The organism is Nereida sp. (assembly GCF_965655635.1).
Classification (GTDB): Bacteria; Pseudomonadota; Alphaproteobacteria; order Rhodobacterales; family Rhodobacteraceae; genus Nereida.
This window is the reverse complement of sequence record NZ_CBFHHE010000003.1, coordinates 39,706-58,492: the sequence shown is the minus strand read 5'-3', so window position 1 is coordinate 58,492 and position 18,787 is coordinate 39,706. Positions and strand designations below refer to the sequence as shown.

The following is an 18,787-nucleotide window of genomic DNA, read 5'->3' as shown; positions in this document are numbered from 1 at the left end:
GCAAATGTTTCAATTTAAAGGGCAAGCATTGGTAACCCTGTAACATTTGAGCCTATGCCCTTTCAGCCCACACCAGCCCAAGCAAAAGCACAAGCACACGCAGCCCTTCGCATCGGGCTTGGCGTGGGCATTCGTGATGATGATGGTCTTTGGGTTGCCTTTGCCGCTGAAACGCTCAGCCCGGACCAACTTAGCCAAGCATTGGCCCTTGGTGGTGCAGAGATGATCATCACGCACCGGCGCGCAGAAACGCTTAAAACAGCGGCCTATTTTGGCGATGTCGCGCGGCTTACTATACAAAGTGATGCTGATCTTCGCTGGATTAGGGGCGTCGCCGATCCAGCCACAGACCTAAGCACACCTATGAAGGGGCCATTCCGGTCCTTGCGCGACGGAGACCCACGGGCACACCGCGCCGCCATTTTGCTTTGTAAGGCCGCCCATTTGCTGCCTGCTGCCGTGATGGTGCGCGTGCAATCCGCCGAAGGGCTGAGCATTCTCACCGCATCCGAAGTGTTGGCGCAGGCTAACACGGCCCATTACAATGACATCGTTCACGCAGCCCTACCCATGACCGTGTCGAACGAGGGGCGGGTGCATGTCTTTCGGCCTGACGATGGATCAGCCGAGCACTACGCGATTGAAGTTGGTAAAATAGACCCTAACAAACCCATCCTAACGCGTCTTCACTCCGCGTGTTTCACCGGTGATTTACTTGGCTCGCTCAAGTGTGATTGCGGCCCCCAACTGCGCGGCGCGATGGCGCAAATGGGCGCGCAAGGTGCAGGCATTTTGCTTTACCTCAACCAAGAGGGCCGCGGCATCGGGCTGGCCAACAAAATGCGGGCATATTTTCTGCAAGACCAAGGCTTTGATACGGTAGAAGCAAATCATCGCATTGGCTTTGAGGATGATGAGCGTGACTTTAGAATTGGCGCCTCAATTTTGAACAAGATGGGTGTTGGCAACATTAAGCTGCTGACGAACAACCCCAATAAGGTCGCGCGCATGGAGGATATGAGGATCACCGTCAGCGAACGCGTGCCGCTTATTGTTGGCGAAAACCCTGTGAACAGCGCCTATCTGAAAACCAAAGCCGCCAAATCCGGCCATTTACTGTGACCCCCTACACCACCCCAAACGATCTGGTTTTGACAAGGCGCGGCGTGCGTTTTCGGGGACAGTACTTTCCCTGCACAATCGGAAAAGGCGGCATCTCATCTGACAAACGTGAAGGCGATGGGGCGACACCCGTCGGCGTTCACGGCGTTGTCGGGATGCTTTACCGGCCCGACCGCATCGCAAAACCTGCAGATTGGGCTGTGGCCATTAAACCCGGTGATTTGTGGTCTGATGATCCACACCACGAAGACTACAACCTGATGGTTCGCGCACCCTACGCCCACAGTCACGAGGTCCTGCGCCGGGCTGATCCGCTTTACGACATTGTGATATTAACTGATTGGAACTGGCCACGCGCCGAATTCAAACGCGGCTCTGCGATTTTTCTACATCGCTGGCGACGACCCGTTTTTGGCACCGAAGGCTGCATCGGGTTTCGCCCAGATCACCTGAAACGGATCGCGGCACGGATAACATTTGGCACGCGCCTTATCGTGCCAAACTCCCTCATTCATTAACACTGCCGCCCTAGCCGTAATCACGTTCGCCAAAAATGGCAGATCCTACACGAATATGAGTGGCACCAAGTTGGATGGCTGTTTCAAAGTCACTGCTCATCCCCATTGATAGCCCCGTCAAACCGTTGCGCTCAGCGATCTTGCGCAGCAATGCAAAGTGCAAAGCGGGTTCTTCATCTACCGGCGGGATGCACATCAAACCTTTAACTGGCAAATTAAGCGCACGCGCCTCGGCGACAAACGCGTCCGCATCCGAAGGCAACACGCCCGCTTTCTGCGGCTCTTCGCCCGTATTCACCTGCACAAATAGGTCCGGACACGCCCCAACCTCTTGCGCAAGTCGCGCAAGGGTGCTGGCCAGCTTCGGACGATCGACTGAATGGATGGCATCAAAAAGTTCCATCGCTTGGCGCGCTTTGTTGGTCTGTAGCGGCCCAATCAAGTGCACGTTTACATCCGCAAACTCATCACGGAAATCGGGCCATTTGCCAGCTGCTTCCTGCACTTTATTCTCACCATAAAGACGGTGTCCTTGCGCCAACACGTCCGCGACGCGGGCATTGGGTTGGACTTTTGACACCGCAATAAGCTGAACATCGGCCACATCGCGCCCAAACTGCTCACACGTTTTCGCGATCCGCTCGTTAATCCCATTCAGTGACATCTATACCTCGTTTTTCCAAAGCCTTTAGCAAGGGCATAACCCCATCGCCATAACGCTGCCATGCCTTTTGCGACGACTTGTAGATGGCTGACGGACCTGCGTCAGAGATAGCGTTTTGACCGCGCCTGTCGATCTATGAAACTCTAGACACTGATCCTGCCACTCCAGACCACACGCCGCAATAAGCGCACGGGCCTTGTCTTCGGGGTCACGAACCAACCCATCATAATCGGCGATGTAAATATCATCCGGCATCTGCTGTTTCCAAAACGACACCATATCCCGAAAAGCCAAATAATGATCCGCAAGGTTTTCAAAATCATAGGCGTATCTGTGAGTGCCCGCTTGGAACAGATTGCGATAGATCGACAACAAATTATCACGTGGGTCCCGTTGAACAATCACAAACTTTGCGTTGGGTATGATCGATATGATCGCCCCAAGATAGAGATACGTTTGAATGGATTTATCAACGGTCTGCTTTGCAGCGGGATAACGGGCAGCCACATCCGCAAGGTACTTATCCGCCACGTCACTGCGCAACCTATCCGCTACATCACTAACGGGTTTATAAGTATTGCCATCGCGCAAAAGCCGCTCAACCGCGCCAAAGGCAAAACCCGTTTCGCCCATGCTTGTCACATTAGAATGCGCCGCGATAATCTGTTCAATCAACGTGGTTCCCGACCGCGGCATGCCGGTCACAAAAATTGGCGCGTCTTTGATATGATCCGGATGAGGTGCCGCAGGATCAAGGCCAGACTGCGCGCTTTGCAGCTGCGCCACTTGATCACGCCATGTTTGGGGGTACCCATTGTTGACCCTATTCGTATCGCGCCGCAGGCCCCAAAAGAAAAGAGCGCACCCGAAGATGCGCTCTCTCTATAGTCGATACTAATCGTTAGATTAGAATGCGAGTGCTGTACCTACGAACCAAGCGCCTGACTCGTTTGTCGCGCCTTTGATGCTCATGCCGCCACCGAGGTCATAAGACGCTGTTACGTCCATCTCTGTGTCGCCTGCACCATCGTTTTCAGCTGCAACTACGCTAAATGACATTGCGCCAGCTGTGTAGCCGAGGCCAACTTCCCATGCATCATCATCGTCGTCAGCCCATGCTAGGTGAGCAGATACGCCGTCATTAGCATATGCTACTTTGACGATTGTTTCAGCGTCTGTTTGGCCATCTGTGTCATAGTTTACGGACGCAGTGATCATGTCGTTAACAGCGTAGGCGATTGTCGTGTCTGACTCGCTGCCATCATCCGTTGCGAAAGTGAATGTGAGTGCATCCATAGTGTAGCCGACTTTCGCCGCCCACTGTTCGCCGTCTGCATAATCAGCATCGTTGTTGTCGATGTCAGCAGTTACTGTGAGTGACAAACCGCCACCTGAGTATGCGTATGAAACGTCGTGATCGCCGAAGTCATCGTTGTGCACGTTGTCGATGCCGTCGCGGTCAAATGTGAGTTTGCCCCACTCGCCTGACACATAGATGCTGCCGAAGCTGATGTCTGACAGTGCATCCATTGTACCATCGTTAGCAGTGTCATCAAGAGCATCACCAGTCGAGTCACCATCATCGTTGTTGCCAAGATCACCTACGTCGAGGTCAACATCGTCGCCTGAGCGCATTGTCAAAGTAGCACCGAAAGTCAGACCACCGTCTGTTTCGCCAGCGCCAGTCGCTGTGATGCTGATGTTTTGGTACATCATGTCTTGTGCGCCATCTGTGCCGTTGTTGATGATACCAACGTTAGCTGAACCAGAAAGGCTCACGTCTGCGGATGCGATGCCAGCGGTTGCTACAAGCGCTGTCGTTGCGAAGAGAATGTTTTTCATCTCGTATTTCCTTCGTTTAAAGAATGGCCCCAACACGAACGCCGTGGAGGGTATGGATGGTGTGTCGCTTGAGGGCGCTCGCAATGCAAGAAACGCGAAACCGCTGTGCGCAACTATGCAAAACGTGATGCAACTTTGTCACAACCGGTCAGCGGCGGAAATTTGTGGTGCAGGATTGCTGGTTAGCGACCCGCGCTCACAGCACGGCAATTTACCTTGTGACCGCATACTGCGTTATATAGACAAGTATTAATGATGTGGAATTAACGGCAGGTAGAGCAGAACATGCGTGGATTTTCAGTTAGAAACATATACCTCAGCCTAGTGGTATGCGGATTGTTGGCGGCCTGCGCGGATCGTGACGCCACACCACAAGATGCTGCCGCCGTTGAGGAAACCCGCACCAGCACAATCTGGGATCTGTTCGCCAATACCGATGATCCCAACACCAAGCTTGAGGTGAACAAATACATCTGGAATGCCTCGCTTGATATGCTGAACTTTCTGCCGGTTGAAACTGCTGATCCGTTTTCGGGCGTTATTGCCACGGGATTCGGCACACCCCCCGGCGGCCGCGCCGCCTACCGCGCCACGATCTATGTGCGCGACCCCGCTCTTGATGCGCGCAGCCTGACTGTGGCCTTGCAAACCCGCAGTGGCCCCGCCGATGTGGATACTGTCCGCGCCATTGAGGACGCCATCCTAACCCGCGCGCGACAATTGCGGATTGCGGACAGCAAACTCTGAAGCTGCACAGGCTGGCCTTTTGCGCCCAAGCATTTTACTTACCACGCCAAGCCATAAACCGGCTTGGCGTTTGCATTTAGAAGGACCCCGACATGGACCGCTATACCCCCGCACAGATCGAGGCCAAATGGCAGGCTGAATGGAACACCGCAGACGTGTTCAAGGCCAAAACAGATACGTCAAAGCCAAAGTATTATGTGCTTGAGATGTTTCCCTACCCGTCTGGCAATCTACACATGGGGCACGTGCGCAACTACACCATGGGGGATGTGATTGCGCGTTATAAGATGTCGACAGGTCACAACGTGCTGCACCCGATGGGCTGGGACGCCTTTGGCATGCCCGCCGAGAATGCCGCGATGGCCAGCGGCGGTCATCCAAAAGACTGGACCTATGCAAATATTGCGCACATGCGCGATCAGATGAAGCCGCTTGGCCTGTCTATTGATTGGTCCCGTGAATTCGCTACGTGCGACCCAGAGTATTACGGCCAGCAGCAAGCGCTGTTCCTTGATATGCTCGCCTCCGACTTGGTCTACCGCAAAAACGCCGTGGTAAACTGGGACCCCGAAGACATGACGGTTCTGGCCAACGAACAAGTCATCGACGGAAAAGGCTGGCGCAGCGGCGCCGAGGTTGAACGCCGCGAGTTGACGCAATGGTTCTTTAAGATTTCCGATATGGCCGGTGAATTACGCGGCGCGCTTGAAAATCTGGATAACTGGCCCGCCAAAGTGCGCCTGATGCAGGAAAACTGGATCGGCCAATCACGCGGTCTGCAATTTAGCTTCTCATTGATCAACGGCCCTGATGGACGTGACAGCATTGAGGTGTACACAACCCGCCCCGACACTCTTTTGGGTGCTTCGTTTGTGGGCATTTCGCCGGACCACCCCCTTGCCAAGCAGCTGGAAAAAGACAACGCCGATCTGGCTGCTTTCAACGCTGAATGCCGCAAGGGTTCTACAACCGAAGAAGCTTTGGAAAAAGCAGACAAGATGGGCTTTGATACGGGCCTGCGCGTGCGTCACCCATTTGATACCTCTTGGGAGTTGCCCGTGTATGTGGCCAACTTCATCTTGATGGACTATGGCACCGGTGCGATTTTTGGCTGTCCTGCGCATGACCAGCGCGACTTTGACTTTGCGACCAAATATGACCTGCCGATCACGCCTGTTTATCTGCCCGATGTAAATAGCACGACTGATCTGACCGAAGCGTATGTGCCCGCGAAAACCGATGTGGTGACCTACGTTAAAGGTTTCGCTGGCGAGGCCCAACAAACAGGCGCAGCCGCAGTTGATGCAGCAATTGCGTTTTGTGAGGGCAAAGGCGTTGGGCAAGGCAAAACACAATATCGCCTGCGCGACTGGGGTCTATCACGGCAACGCTATTGGGGTTGCCCAATTCCGGTTGCCCACTGTGATGCTTGTGGCGTTGTGCCCGAGCGCAAAGAAAACCTGCCGATCCGCCTGCCTGACGATGTTTCATTCGATATTCCAGGTAACCCGCTGGACCGTCACCCGACGTGGCGCGATTGCGATTGCCCATCGTGCGGTAAGCCAGCGCAGCGTGAAACAGACACTATGGATACATTCGTAGACAGTTCGTGGTATTACAGCCGCTTCACAAGCCCTAATGCGACCACTCCGATTGACAGTGACGAGGCTGCTTATTGGATGAATGTCGATCAATACATTGGCGGTATTGAACACGCGATTTTGCATCTTCTCTATTCACGATTTTTCGCACGCGCGATGCACATCACGGGTCATCTACCTGCAAGTGCGGTTGAGCCGTTTGACGCACTGTTCACACAGGGAATGGTCACGCATGAGATTTACCAAACCCGCGACGCCAAAGGCCGCCCAGTTTATCACCTGCCCGAGGATGTGACGGACGGCAAATTGGCGGATGGAACAGAAGTAGAGATCATTCCATCGGCCAAAATGTCAAAATCAAAGCGGAACGTAGTTGATCCACAAATCATCGTGGACACATACGGCGCAGATACCGCCCGCTGGTTTGTGCTATCAGACAGCCCGCCCGAGCGCGACGTTGAATGGACCGCATCTGGCGCAGAAGCAGCGCATAAATTCTTGGGACGTGTTTGGCGTTTGGCTCAGGACATCGCCCAATCCGACGCCCCCGCCAATGGCCAAGACGATGCACTGCTGCGCGATATGCACAAAGCCATTCATGATGTGACAGGAGGCGTGGAATCCTTCGGCTTTAACGCAGCGATTGCAAAAATTTACGGCTTTGTCGCGACGCTTTCAAAATCCAAAGCAGGTGCAGCTGCCAAGCAAGAAGCAATGCGCACTTTGGCCCAGCTGATCGCTCCGATGACGCCACATTTGGCCGAAGATATCTGGTCAGCCCTTGGGCAGACTGGCCTTGTTGTGACAGCACCTTGGCCTGTCGCTGACGAAAAGATGCTGGTAGATGACACCGTCACGCTGCCCATTCAGATCAATGGAAAGCGCCGCTCAGAAATTGCAGTCCCAGCAGACATGTCCAAAGACGAGATTGAAAAACTGGTGCTGGTGGACAATGCTGTGGTCAAAGCACTGGATGGCGGGGAGCCCAAAAAGCTTATCGTCGTTCCCGGACGGATTGTGAATGTTGTTATCTAGACGATCATTTTGTATCGGCGCGCCGCTCGCTCTTGGGGGGTGTGGATTTGCGCCGTTGCACAATGGCGCGGCAAAACGTGGTCAAATCGCATTTGATCCACCAAAGGACCGAGTGTCCTTTGACCTTCGAAACGCGCTTGAAGACCGGTTAGGCACAGCGCAATCCCCGTTATTCCGGCTTAGTTATAAAACTGAAATCCGTGAAGACGGCGTAGGTATCACAACGGATCAAATCACGACGCGTTTCAATGTAATTGGCCAAACTCAATATACTTTGCGACGGTTATCCGATGATAGCGTTGTGACAAGTGGCGTCGTAGACAGCTTTACCAGCTATGCCGCTACGGGCACCACAGTTGCGACGCAGACCGCACAGCTGGATGCGCAGCGCAGGTTGGTGGTGATCCTAGCGGATCAGATGACAACGCGTCTTCTTGTGTCTTTGTCATGAAGCTTTCCCCACGCGATACGGCCAGTTACTTTCGCAAACCCGACCCGCGCAAAGCGGGTGTTTTGATTTTTGGAACCGATGCTCTGCGTGTCGCGGATAAGCGGCAGCAGATCATCCCCGCTTTGGTTGGTCCAAACGCGGAAGAAGAAATGCGTATTTCGCGCATGAGTGGCGCAGACATCCGCAAAGATCCGGCGATGCTTTTAGACGCGCTCAAGGCCATCAGCTTTTTCCCCGGCCCACGTGTTGCGTTCGTCGAAGAAGCAAATGATCTCAGCGAGCGCGCTATTTTAGCTGCCTTGCAGGACTGGTCCGAAGGCGATGCGCAACTGATCGTGACCGCAGGCAATCTCAAGCCGACGTCGAAAATTCGCAAAGCTTTTGAAGCACACCCAAACGCCTATTCCGCTGCGATCTATGACAACCCGCCCACCCGCGAAGAGATTGAGCGTGATCTGGCAGATGCCGGTTTGCGCAATATTGACCGCGACAGCCTTGAGCATTTGACCGGCCTCGCAAACGAGCTTGAACCCGGTGATTTCCGTCAAACACTGACCAAACTTGTTATTTACAAATTGAACGACGACACCCCGCTTAGCCACGATGACATCGCCGCCTGTGCACCCACGTCCACCGAGGCCGCGCTTGACGATGCGCTCAATATCGTCGCGGAAGGCCGTAGCGAACAACTTGGTCCTGTTTTGCGAAAACTGCAAAGCCAAGGGGTGCAACCGGTTGGCTTGTGCATTGGCGCCACCCGACATTTCCGAACGCTGCACGCTACTGCCGTCAATCCGTCAAGCCTCTACATCAAAGGCCCTAAGGGCGATCAACTGCGCAGACAGGCCTCAAAATGGGGACGGAACAAACTTGAAGACGCGCTGCAATTGCTGATCAATACTGACCTACAGCTCAGGTCAGCTGATCAAGCGCCCCAAATGGCGTTGATGGAACGCGCCTTAATTAGACTAGCGATGATGGGAAGAAGATAAATGAAAGTTGTTGGTGCAATGGCAACCCGTGCATTTCGCGTGCTTTGGGTTTGTGAAGAACTCGGGATTGAATATGAGCACGTGCCTGCCCCCGTCCGATCTACTCAGGCGTTAGAGCTCAGCCCAACAGGCAAAATTCCTACCCTTGTTGTGGACGGCACCGCAATTACCGACAGCGTTGCGATCATGACCTACCTCACGGATAAGCACCAAGGCCTTACGTTTCCCACAGGAACAATTGAGCGCGCACAACAAGACGCGTATATGCATTTTATCATTGATGAGATCGACGGTGTTTTGTGGACGCATGCAAAACACACACACGCCCTGCCCCAGGATATGCGCATCCCAAATGTGACTGAGGCGCTGAAAGCCGAATTTGCGCAATCTCTTGACCGACTGGACGCACGGCTAACCGGCGCATTCTTGATGGGCGACACATTGACCTTACCAGATTTTCTGGCTGTTCATTGCCTGAACTGGGCCCGTGGTGTGGGCTTTCCAACGGGAAGCGACAAAGTCCAAGCATACGCCAAACGCTTGCGCGATCGGCCTTCGTTCAAAGCGGTACGTGCGCTGCCCTAAACCGCGGCAAGCGCCTCAACTGCGGCACGGCCCGCCCACCGACCTGTGGCAAGGCAGCCCGTCAATAGATACCCACCCGTTGGGGCATCCCAATCAATCATTTCGCCCGCGCAAAATGTGTTGGCCCGCGCGCGCAACATAAGATTGCTATCCAGTGCAGCCCAAGACACACCGCCGCTTGTGGAAATCGCCTCGTCAAGATCACGCGGCCCGTCGTGCCGAATTGGGACAGCCTTCAAAAGTGGCGCAAGATCATTAGGCAGAGGACGACCAAATTCTTGAAGCAACGCAAGGCGCGCGCCAGTGAGCTTGAGGCGCTTGCGAAGGTGGGAGGTCACACTGACCTTACCACGCCCACCAAGCTTTTGACGCAGCACATTAACAGACAAGTCAGGGAACAAATCAACCGTAAGCGGCGCACCATCGCGCATCGCTTTTGAGACAAGGTAAATACCGCCGCCCTCAATGCCCGCTTTTGAAATGGTAAATTCTGCCCGTTCGACCTGTCCACCCGCGTGCAAAGCAACCGCTTTAATGGGCGCACCAAAATGCGCCTCAACGTGCGAGGACCAATTAACCCGAAAGCCCATATTCATCGGCTGAAACGGGACGATATCTTCATCAGACAGTACCTCTGCCCAAGAACCGTCAGAACCAAGTTTGCGCCAACTCGCGCCACCCATCGCCAAAATAGTGACTTTCGCATTCACGTTCTGCGGGCCATCGGGAGTTTCAAAAACCGAAAACGCGCCGTCAAACCCTTTCCAACGCCAGCGGGTTTCGACGCGCGCATTTATTTCTGCCAACCACGCCCGAAGCAAGGGTGATGCTTTCATGGTTTTGGGAAACACCCGCTTGCTAGAGCCTGTAAAAAGCGGCTGACCCAATGATTGGGCCCACGCCTGAACTGCACGCGCATCAAAGTCACGCAATATTGGCGCAAGCCGATCTGCAGAGGGTCCAAAAGCCGCAAGCATCTCATCTAACGGCTCATCCTTAGTCAGGTTCAGACCAGATTTTCCCGCCATAAGAAATTTGCGTGCAACACTGGGTTTATGCTCGGCCAAGAGCACTGAGTACCCAGCCTTGCCCAACACATCCGCGGCCATCAACCCCGCGGGTCCTGCCCCTACCAAAAGTGCGTCAACGGCAGTTTCAGTCGTGCAATGGCTCACTTAACCGACCTGACACATACGCTTGATAGCATGGGCGTGCTCTTCACTGGCTTCAAGCGCATGGGCAACAAGCGCTTTGGCCTCGGCAATGGGATCTGTCGAAATGCGGTCAATCAATCCGAATTGCAGCGCGCTTTCCGCATCAATCTTCTGCCCTCCCATCAAAATCAACTTGGCGCGCGCAGGTCCCATCAATGCCACCATACGTGCGGGGTCCGCGTGTTGCGGCAAATAACCAAGCCGCATCACTGGATAGAAAAAATTCGCAGCAGGCACCGAGACACGTAAATCACAGGCCAGCGCGATGCCGAAAGCACCCCCCGCCAATGTGCCGTTCAACGCAGCAATCGTCATGCATGGCAACTTTGCAATTGCACTAGAGGCGCGGTCCCAAACATCAGATGTGGCAAGACCTTCTTTTGCGGCATCAAGATCGGCACCCGCGCTGAACACTTTACCTTCACCTGACAAAACCAGCGCGCGCGCGTCTTGGGCGCTTTCAGCGATATCCGCAATTTCGGCAAGCATATCATAAGTCAGCGCGTTGGCCTTATCAGGGCGGGCCAATGTAATGGTCCAAAGGCCGTTATCTTTGTCTAAACGTATCATATCGTGCCCTTCACGCTGTTATCACTTGCAGTCTGCGCACCGCGGACCAACATGACACTTAGCACTCCCTATTGCCAAAGAGGTACCCCGTTAATGCAACGTTTTCTTCTTAGTTCAGCTCTCCTCATTGGCACCACTGCGCCTGCTTTCGCAGATATCACGCCAGAACAACTTTGGGCGCGTTGGACTGAGGACATGAAAAGTGCCGCTGACACAGTCGTAATTAGTCAGTTCAATTTACTGGAAGACGGCATTTTGGTCGAAGGCCTAACGCTTGGCTTGGGCGCGCCTGAAGATGACGTCATGGCCAGCCTTGCGTATCCGCCACTGAAGCTGACACAGCGTTCGGGCGGCAATGTCGACATTTCCCTTGGTGGGCCAGTAGCCATTAGCGTTGTCGAAACATCTGACGATACCGGTCCAGTGAAGATCTTAGGCGAAATCGTCACGAGTGGCTTTAGCATGGTTGCCTCAGGCGACATCAACGATCTCAGCTATGTATATGATGCAGAGACTGTTGATTTTTCGGTCAATGCAATCACCGCAGAAAGTACGGACGTAGACGGTACCATTCGCGCCCAAGCGACCAATGTACGAGGCAACAGCACAGATAAAACCGGCGATCTGCGTACCGTTTTTCAAAGTATTTCTGCTGATGGGGTGGCGATTTCTGCCCGTTTTTCTGACCCAACCTCAGGCGGCGCATTTGACGTAAACGGACGCATACAAGAACCACAATTCACCGGATCAGCCACCAGCGCCGCTGGTACCTACCCACTGGCAAACCAAACGCCCTTCGCGCCGCAATCCTCGTTTGAAACCACATACAACACGGGACTGACGGATCTGGCGTTCTCGGCCCAAGATGGCACCGGATCATGGACCGGCACCGTACGACAAGCACAAAGCAGCATACGCGCTGCAAGTAGCGCAACACGCGTTGAATATAGCCAAGATGCCTCTGATATGACGTTCACGTTGGCAGGTGCGCTTCCGTTACCCATCAGCGCTACGCTTGATGAAGTCCGCGTCAAAGGCTCTGCACCGATTGCTTTTGCCCCCACTGAGCCGGAGCCAGACTATGCCATTGAAGCGGTCTTGGCAGGGCTAAAGATCAACGAAAGCGTCTGGAGCATTTTTGATCCACAGGGCGGTCTGGACAGGTCCCCCGCAACGATTTCAGTGTCTGTCTCTGGCACAGGTGAATTCACGAACGATGGGCGCGGGCCTTTTGCACCCAAAACTGCACGTCTAAACGACCTGACCCTGACAGCGCTTGGCGCCACAGCAACCGGTCAGGGCGACATGCGGTTTGTTGGCCCCGCAAACCCAATTGACCTGACGATGCCGGCGATGGCAGGCAAGACCGAGTTTACATTCAGTGGCGTCACAGAAGTCATGAGCACGATGGCCCAACTCGGCATCCTTGCACCCGAACAACTGTTTGGCGCGCAAATGATGATGGGGTTCTTCACGCGGCCTGCAGAAAACGGAACTGATTTGCAAACCACCATCGAGATGCGCGAAAATGGCGAGCAATATATCAACGGTCAGCGGGTTCGCTAAACTCGCCATTGCCTCGCACCACGCAACAACATCCGACTTGCTATTCTGGCAGGCACCACGTTACGCAACGCTGAACTTCAGACCAAGGAACACCTCATGCACGATTTGTCGCGACTAAGCCAAGCCCTGCTCGACGCTGCGAAACAGGCAGGCGCCGATGCAGCAGATGTGTTGACCGTTCAGGGCACTGCCGTTGAGATTGATGTGCGTGAAGGCAAGCTGGAACAAGCAGAACGATCCGAAGGGATTGATCTGGGCCTACGGGTTTTCATTGGTCAAAAGCAAGCATGCATCTCAAGTTCTGACAGCAGTGACCGCGCCATTTCTGAAATGGCAGAACGCGCGGTTGCGATGGCAAAAGTTGCGCCCGCCGATCCCTATGCAGGGCTTGCGGACCGCGCTCAGCTGGCGACAAACACAGATGTCGCCCACTTGGAATTGCATGACCCAAGTCCGGAGCCATCAGCCAAAACTCTGCAAGATGACGCGCAGGCCGCAGAAGAAGCGGCCCGTGCAATCAACGGCGTCGCACAAGTCCAATCCGCCTCAGCCAGCTACTCTGCACGTGACATCCATGTTGCAAACAGCCTTGGGTTCAATGCGGGTTACGCGCGCACAGACCGCTCAATCTCATGCGTGGCGATCAGCGGCACAGATCTTGAAATGGAGCGGGATTATGACTTTGACGCGCGTATTTTCCAAAACGAGCTACGCAGTGCCGCAGACATTGGCCGCGTTGCCGGTGAGCGCTGCGTTGAACGCACAGGCGCACGACAGCCTGCGACCGGAACATATCCAGTTCTGTTTGATGAGCGCATTTCATCAAGCCTGATTTCGCATCTTTTGTCCGCTGTGAACGGCGCTGGTATCGCACGCGGCTCGTCATGGCTGCGCGATGCATTGGGCCAACAGGTCTTGCCACAGCATCTATCAATCACAGAGAACCCGCACCGCGCCCGTGTGTCCGGAAGCCGTGTGTTTGATGCCGAAGGACTGCCCACAAAGCAGCGCGCTATTGTCGAGGCAGGCACCCTGACAGGCTGGACACTTGATCTGGCTACTGGGCGGCAGTTGGGGTTGGAAAGCACAGCCAACGCGATGCGCGGCACGTCATCGCCGCCGCGTCCAGGCACGACCAACATCAGCCTTACACAAGGCACACAAAGCCGCAGTGACCTAATCCGCGATATGGGCACCGGCCTTTTGGTAACATCGATGATTGGCTCAACCATCAACCCAAATACCGGCGACTATTCACGCGGGGCATCCGGCTTTTGGGTGGAGAACGGTGAGATCGCGTATCCCGTGAACGAGTGCACCATCGCGGGCAATCTCAAGGCAATGCTTGGCACGATTATCCCTGCAAATGACGCGCACGCGCATCTAAACTACGTAGTGCCATCGCTGCTTGTTGACGGGATGACATTAGCAGGTGCCTAGCGATTTAGAATTATTGGCCACCGCCGCCCGAGAGGCTGGAAAAATCGCGCGTGGTTTTTTCAAATCTGACGCACAAGTCTGGGAAAAATCTGACAACGCGGGCCCCGTCACTGAGGCGGACTTGGCCGTAAACCAAATGCTGGAAAAGACATTGCCCGCAGCGCGTCCCGATTACGGGTGGCTGTCCGAGGAAACCGAGGATGACACCTCACGACGCAATAAATCACGCGTTTTCGTAATTGACCCAATTGACGGCACACGCGCGTTTATCGCGGGCTCTGATACGTGGGCACATTCGCTAGCTGTTGTCGAAGACGGCAGGCCCGTTGCGGCGGTGGTCTATTTGCCGATGCTCGACAAAATGTACACCGCGTCCCGTGACGTGCCTACCAAATTGAACGGTCAGGAAATCAAGGTAAGCGGGCGCACCGAAATCAGCGGCGCCACTGTGCTGGCGGCCAAGCCAAACTTTGACCAACACCACTGGCGCGGTGAAGTGCCTGATGTTGAGCCTGCATTTAGATCATCACTTGCCTACCGATTGGCGCTAGTGGCGGAGGGTCGTTTTGATGCGATGCTTACTTTGCGCCCGACTTGGGAATGGGACGTAGCCGCAGGCAGCCTGTTGGTTACACAAGCAGGCGGCATTGTCACAGGCAGGCACAATGAAGAACCTGTGTTCAACAATGCGACACCACAGCTTTCTGGCATGGTTGCGGCAGGGCCAACGGTTCACAAAGAGCTTATTAAGGCACTCGCCTGATCCATCATTTACGCGCTTTGCCTGCGGCATTATGGTACGTACAACATTATCTACCCCCAAGCGGAGAAACCAATGACACAACGCCTACACCTCGTTTTCGGCGGAGAGCTTATCGACCCCACGAAGAATGCCTTCAAAGATGTAAACGATATTCACATCGTCGGAATTTTTCCAAACTATGAAGCCGCGTATAACGCATGGAAATCCGAGGCCCAGCGCACCGTAGACAATGCGCACATGCGTTACTTCATCGCGCATTTGCACCGTCTGCGTGATGAGGCAACACCCACCTCATCGACAGAAGAACTCGGGCTTTAAGGCCGACGTGATCCGCACAGCCCTCCCTTCTGGCCAACCGGGCGTAACCCGTGGCCCCAAGGATTGGCCTGCGCGACCTAGCGGAGCTCTGATACTGGCGCTGGACCCAAGCGGGCACTACAGTCAGGCAATTCACGCGCTTGAACCGTTGCTCCGTAAGGAACGAGGCGATGGCACGTTTGTGATTTTTAATCCGCACACACCGACCCATCTTGACGAAGTGCTGGATGCACGGATCGGCAAAACACTAAAACACTGGACGCCAGATTTAGTCGTGTGGGCGGGCGACGCAAGCTGCGCAACCAGTGTGCAAAAAATCAGTGCGGCGGGTATTCCACAAACGCTGTTGAACCTAAGCGAGGCCGCTGCGGAAAGACGTGGCTCACGATGGCCATTCGGGCTTCGCAAATCCGTATTTGCGCATTTTGACAAAATTTGCACCCTCAATCGTGAGGCCGCCAACGCTGTGATCAAGAACGGCGCAAATGCAGACGCAGTGCGTAAGACGGGTCAGCTCCGTCCACTATCAACGCCTCTGCCTGCCGCACCTCAAGACATTGAACGTTATGCAGCCCACCTGCACAACCGTCCAGTTTGGCTGGCTATTGATGCAGGACCACGCGATATGCAGCGCATTTCCAAAGCCCACCGCACGGCAATGGCAAACAACCATCGGTTACTTCTGATCTTAATGCCCCAGAATGATGCTGCTGAAACCGCAGCGAAATTCGCAGAAAACGGATGGAACGTGGCGCTTAGTAGCCAGATCGAGACAATATCAGAAGCCAGCCAGGTCCTAGTTGTGGATACTGACCAAGACCCGGGCATTTGGTTGAGACTGTCGCCAGTTGTCTTTATGGGTGGCAGCTTTGATGGGATGTGCTGTTCCCCCATGGACGCAGCCTCGCTCGGGGCGGCGATCATACACGGTGAAAGCACCGCGCCACATGGGGATGCCTTTCGGTCACTGGCCAAAATGCAAGCCACACATCCCGTGCGCAGTGACGCAGATTTAGAACGCGCTGTGATCGAGCTGCAGGCCCCAGACAGACAGGCGACGCTTGCACACCGTGCATGGGATGTCGCAACCCAAGCTGCACCTGTTGTTGACGGGGTACTTGCGATACTGAACGACCAACTTGATGCAATCGGGGTCTGACAGATGCGCGCGCCTTCATTTTGGTACCGGCCAACAGATATTCGTGGTGCGTTATTGTCACCTTTGGGGTCGCTGTACGCTTTGGCGACCAAGCGCCGTGTTGCACAGCCCGCCAAAACCAAACCGCAGGCCAAGACCATTTGTGTCGGCAACATTAACGCAGGTGGCACAGGCAAAACACCGACTACCATTGCACTCATTCGACAAATAACCGAGCGCGGCAACAGCGTCGCTTGCTTGTCCCGCGGCTATGGGGGCAGCCTTGAAAGGCCTATCCTAGTCACCCCCCAACATACTGCTGATCAAGTAGGCGATGAGCCTTTGTTGCTTTCTGCTTTTGCCCCAACGATTGTAGCCAAAGATCGATCAGCAGGGGCCGCTTTGGCAGATACACTTGGGGTTGATGTCATCTTGATGGATGACGGCTTTCAGAACCCTGATGTTTCCAAGGACGCAAGTATTGTTGTCGTTGACGCCGTAAAGGGCTTTGGCAATGGTCGGACAATACCTGCTGGACCGCTACGCGAACCGGTTCAAGCGGGACTGAAACGGGCGGATTTACTACTTTCTATCGGGCCACAGCCGGCACAGAAAACCTTTGAGGAGCAATGGGGGAAAACCATCCACTGCCCGCATGTCACAGGACATCTTGTCCCACTACAAACCGGTATGGTCTGGACCGATCTGCCAGTGCTGGCCTTTGCAGGTATCGGTCACCCAGAGAAGTTTTTTGCCACACTGAAAGCTACTGGCGCGGATATAAAGCGCGCCGAAGCTTTGGCCGATCACCAACCACTAACACCTACCCTGATGGCCCGTCTTGAGGCAGAGGCCCGCGCCCTGCCTGCACAATTGGTCACAACGGAAAAAGACGCCGTGCGATTGCCCGACGCCTTTAGGAGTAAAGTGTTAGCTTTGCCAGTACGACTTGCATTTCACGACAAGGCTGAAATTAACGCGTTGCTGGATCGGCTCGGACTTTAGTTCAACTTTTCATCGATGATTGACTGAAACTCAGCGAAGTTCATGTTTGAGTAGGTCCGCCCATCAATAACAAAAGACGGCGTCGATGAGATGCCGTCACGGGCGGCATTTGCCTCGTACCAAGCCACAAGCGTTTCAGCCTGCTCTGCGTCATTGAGGCAGGCGTCCAATTGATCGTTGTTCATCCCGGCTGTACGGCCAATCTTGCGCAAGGCATCCGCGATGGCGACGGGGTCTTGCAGACGCGCCCACTCAGATTGCTGTGCATAAAGTTCAGTGGTGATGCCGAAGAACTTTTGCTCGCCACCACATCGGGCCACCATTGAACCCCAAAGCCCGAAGCGATCAAAATACACTTCGCGGTAGGTGAATTTCACTTTGCCCGTATCGATGTAGTCCGTCTTCAATTGCTTGAACGGGCCTTCGTGAAAACGCGCGCAATGCGGACATGTGTAGCTGGCGTACTCAATGATCTCGACGGGTGCATCATCCGCACCAAGGGTCATCTCTTGTACCCCGTCCACCATTGCTACTGTCTCAACTGCTGCCTCGGCAGGCTCGCTTGAGCCGCCAAAATACCAACCAGCCCCCCCGGCAACCGCTACGATTACGGCTGCTATTGCCAGAAAACCTTTGTTCATCTTACTCACCTATTCTTGCGCTTTGACTTGTGCATAACATTGGCCCCAAGCGCGGCAAGCGCAAGGCGCAATCCATCATCCGCGACATCAGACACGACATTGTCAGCAGCTTTGGTAACTTCGGCGGGCGGCTGTGCCTTGGCCGTTTGTGAATCCCCGAATTGAACCCTACCCTGATTAAAGCCCGTTGGCGCGGTTTGCGTAATCCGGATTTTTGCAATGGCATTGTAGCCGTAACATGCATTAACCTTATCTTGGATTTGCGGCACTTGCATCTGCAACAGCGAAGCATGCGCGCCTGTTGTCAAAATAGTCAGCGTCCCACCAAAACCACGACCAAACTTTACTTCAATCGGCACAGCACATTGCGCAATATCTGCGCCAACGATCTCTTCCCAATTGGTCAGTAGGCGTGTTTGCGCGAACCCACGGCTTTCCGACGCATTTCTAATGCGCTTTTGCAAAAGAGAGGACGTCGTCTTGAAGCCTTTGGTTGTAGAGTATCGCCGCATGGGATTATTGTTCCGACTGAATTTGGCTCTAATTTATGGTGCAGACGCAAGATACTGCGCTCC

The 18,787-nt window shown here is 54.4% G+C and carries 20 protein-coding genes; 13 read left to right on the top strand and 7 right to left on the bottom strand.

Annotated elements, in window-relative coordinates:
* Positions 1–54: 54 nt before the first annotated feature.
* Both ribA and ACTF5M_RS01715 read left to right on the top strand, forming a co-directional pair.
* A complete protein-coding gene (ribA, locus tag ACTF5M_RS01720) occupies positions 55–1,122 on the top strand; it encodes a GTP cyclohydrolase II (protein ID WP_438959382.1) in 1,068 nt (355 codons plus the stop codon).
* On the top strand, positions 1,119–1,640 hold the full coding sequence (locus ACTF5M_RS01715; RefSeq protein ID WP_438959381.1) for a L,D-transpeptidase family protein: 522 nt from the start codon (positions 1,119–1,121) through the stop codon (positions 1,638–1,640). The genes ribA and ACTF5M_RS01715 overlap by 4 nt, the downstream gene beginning before the upstream one ends.
* A 10-nt stretch (positions 1,641–1,650) precedes the next feature.
* Here the strand turns inward: ACTF5M_RS01715 and ACTF5M_RS01710 are convergent, their stop codons facing one another.
* The 3 genes from ACTF5M_RS01710 to ACTF5M_RS01700 form a co-directional block, all read right to left on the bottom strand.
* Positions 1,651–2,304, bottom strand: coding sequence for a YggS family pyridoxal phosphate-dependent enzyme (locus ACTF5M_RS01710; protein WP_438959380.1), 654 nt, complete (start codon positions 2,302–2,304; stop codon positions 1,651–1,653).
* Positions 2,305–2,328: 24 nt separating this feature from the next.
* Positions 2,329–3,090, bottom strand: coding sequence for a sulfotransferase family protein (locus ACTF5M_RS01705; protein WP_438959379.1), 762 nt, complete (start codon positions 3,088–3,090; stop codon positions 2,329–2,331).
* A 120-nt stretch (positions 3,091–3,210) separates the two neighbouring features.
* Complete coding sequence (locus ACTF5M_RS01700) at positions 3,211–4,146, bottom strand: porin (RefSeq protein WP_438959378.1); 936 nt, start codon at positions 4,144–4,146, stop codon at positions 3,211–3,213.
* 285 nt (positions 4,147–4,431) lie between these two features.
* On the opposite strand from ACTF5M_RS01700, the gene ACTF5M_RS01695 reads away from it, so the two are divergent.
* From ACTF5M_RS01695 to ACTF5M_RS01675, 5 genes are all read left to right on the top strand, one after another.
* Positions 4,432–4,893 carry a DUF3576 domain-containing protein gene (locus ACTF5M_RS01695; protein ID WP_438959377.1) on the top strand — a complete coding sequence of 154 codons (462 nt, stop codon included), beginning with the start codon at positions 4,432–4,434 and terminating at the stop codon, positions 4,891–4,893.
* A gap of 92 nt (positions 4,894–4,985) precedes the next feature.
* A complete protein-coding gene (gene leuS / locus ACTF5M_RS01690; protein ID WP_438959376.1) occupies positions 4,986–7,529 on the top strand; it encodes a leucine--tRNA ligase in 2,544 nt (847 codons plus the stop codon).
* The gene (gene lptE / locus ACTF5M_RS01685; protein ID WP_438959375.1) at positions 7,516–7,980 is read left to right on the top strand and encodes an LPS assembly lipoprotein LptE; all 465 of its coding nucleotides are present in this window, start codon (positions 7,516–7,518) and stop codon (positions 7,978–7,980) included. The genes leuS and lptE overlap by 14 nt, the downstream gene beginning before the upstream one ends.
* Positions 7,977–8,972 carry a DNA polymerase III subunit delta gene (gene holA / locus ACTF5M_RS01680; RefSeq protein WP_438959374.1) on the top strand — a complete coding sequence of 332 codons (996 nt, stop codon included), beginning with the start codon at positions 7,977–7,979 and terminating at the stop codon, positions 8,970–8,972. The genes lptE and holA overlap by 4 nt, the downstream gene beginning before the upstream one ends.
* Positions 8,973–9,557 (top strand): glutathione S-transferase family protein, encoded by a 585-nt coding sequence (locus ACTF5M_RS01675; RefSeq protein WP_438959373.1) that lies wholly within the window; start codon positions 8,973–8,975, stop codon positions 9,555–9,557.
* Here ACTF5M_RS01675 and ACTF5M_RS01670 read toward each other — a convergent pair.
* Together ACTF5M_RS01670 and ACTF5M_RS01665 are read right to left on the bottom strand one after the other, a co-directional pair.
* Positions 9,554–10,732 carry a TIGR03862 family flavoprotein gene (locus tag ACTF5M_RS01670; RefSeq protein WP_438959372.1) on the bottom strand — a complete coding sequence of 393 codons (1,179 nt, stop codon included), beginning with the start codon at positions 10,730–10,732 and terminating at the stop codon, positions 9,554–9,556. The genes ACTF5M_RS01675 and ACTF5M_RS01670 overlap by 4 nt on opposite strands.
* Positions 10,733–11,341, bottom strand: coding sequence for an enoyl-CoA hydratase/isomerase family protein (locus ACTF5M_RS01665; RefSeq protein WP_438959371.1), 609 nt, complete (start codon positions 11,339–11,341; stop codon positions 10,733–10,735).
* Between the two features lie 93 nt (positions 11,342–11,434).
* On the opposite strand from ACTF5M_RS01665, the gene ACTF5M_RS01660 reads away from it, so the two are divergent.
* The 6 genes from ACTF5M_RS01660 to lpxK all read left to right on the top strand — a co-directional run bounded on the left by ACTF5M_RS01660 (position 11,435) and on the right by lpxK (position 17,571).
* A complete protein-coding gene (locus ACTF5M_RS01660) occupies positions 11,435–12,907 on the top strand; it encodes a hypothetical protein (RefSeq protein ID WP_438959370.1) in 1,473 nt (490 codons plus the stop codon).
* A gap of 96 nt (positions 12,908–13,003) precedes the next feature.
* The gene (locus tag ACTF5M_RS01655; RefSeq protein ID WP_438959369.1) at positions 13,004–14,347 is read left to right on the top strand and encodes a TldD/PmbA family protein; all 1,344 of its coding nucleotides are present in this window, start codon (positions 13,004–13,006) and stop codon (positions 14,345–14,347) included.
* The gene (locus ACTF5M_RS01650) at positions 14,340–15,110 is read left to right on the top strand and encodes an inositol monophosphatase family protein (RefSeq protein WP_438959368.1); all 771 of its coding nucleotides are present in this window, start codon (positions 14,340–14,342) and stop codon (positions 15,108–15,110) included. The genes ACTF5M_RS01655 and ACTF5M_RS01650 overlap by 8 nt, the downstream gene beginning before the upstream one ends.
* 72 nt (positions 15,111–15,182) lie before the next feature.
* Positions 15,183–15,428, top strand: a complete 246-nt coding sequence (locus ACTF5M_RS01645) for a DUF4170 domain-containing protein (RefSeq protein WP_438959367.1) — start codon at positions 15,183–15,185, stop codon at positions 15,426–15,428.
* Complete coding sequence (locus tag ACTF5M_RS01640) at positions 15,385–16,587, top strand: 3-deoxy-D-manno-octulosonic acid transferase (RefSeq protein ID WP_438959366.1); 1,203 nt, start codon at positions 15,385–15,387, stop codon at positions 16,585–16,587. Before ACTF5M_RS01645 ends, ACTF5M_RS01640 begins: the two co-directional genes overlap by 44 nt.
* A gap of 3 nt (positions 16,588–16,590) precedes the next feature.
* A complete protein-coding gene (lpxK, locus tag ACTF5M_RS01635; protein WP_438959365.1) occupies positions 16,591–17,571 on the top strand; it encodes a tetraacyldisaccharide 4'-kinase in 981 nt (326 codons plus the stop codon).
* On the opposite strand, the gene ACTF5M_RS01630 is transcribed toward lpxK, so the two are convergent.
* Together ACTF5M_RS01630 and ACTF5M_RS01625 are read right to left on the bottom strand one after the other, a co-directional pair.
* Positions 17,568–18,212 carry a DsbA family protein gene (locus tag ACTF5M_RS01630; RefSeq protein WP_438959364.1) on the bottom strand — a complete coding sequence of 215 codons (645 nt, stop codon included), beginning with the start codon at positions 18,210–18,212 and terminating at the stop codon, positions 17,568–17,570. The genes lpxK and ACTF5M_RS01630 overlap by 4 nt on opposite strands.
* 5 nt (positions 18,213–18,217) lie before the next feature.
* A complete protein-coding gene (locus ACTF5M_RS01625) occupies positions 18,218–18,724 on the bottom strand; it encodes a DUF721 domain-containing protein (RefSeq protein WP_438959363.1) in 507 nt (168 codons plus the stop codon).
* Between the last annotated feature and the right edge of the window lie 63 nt (positions 18,725–18,787).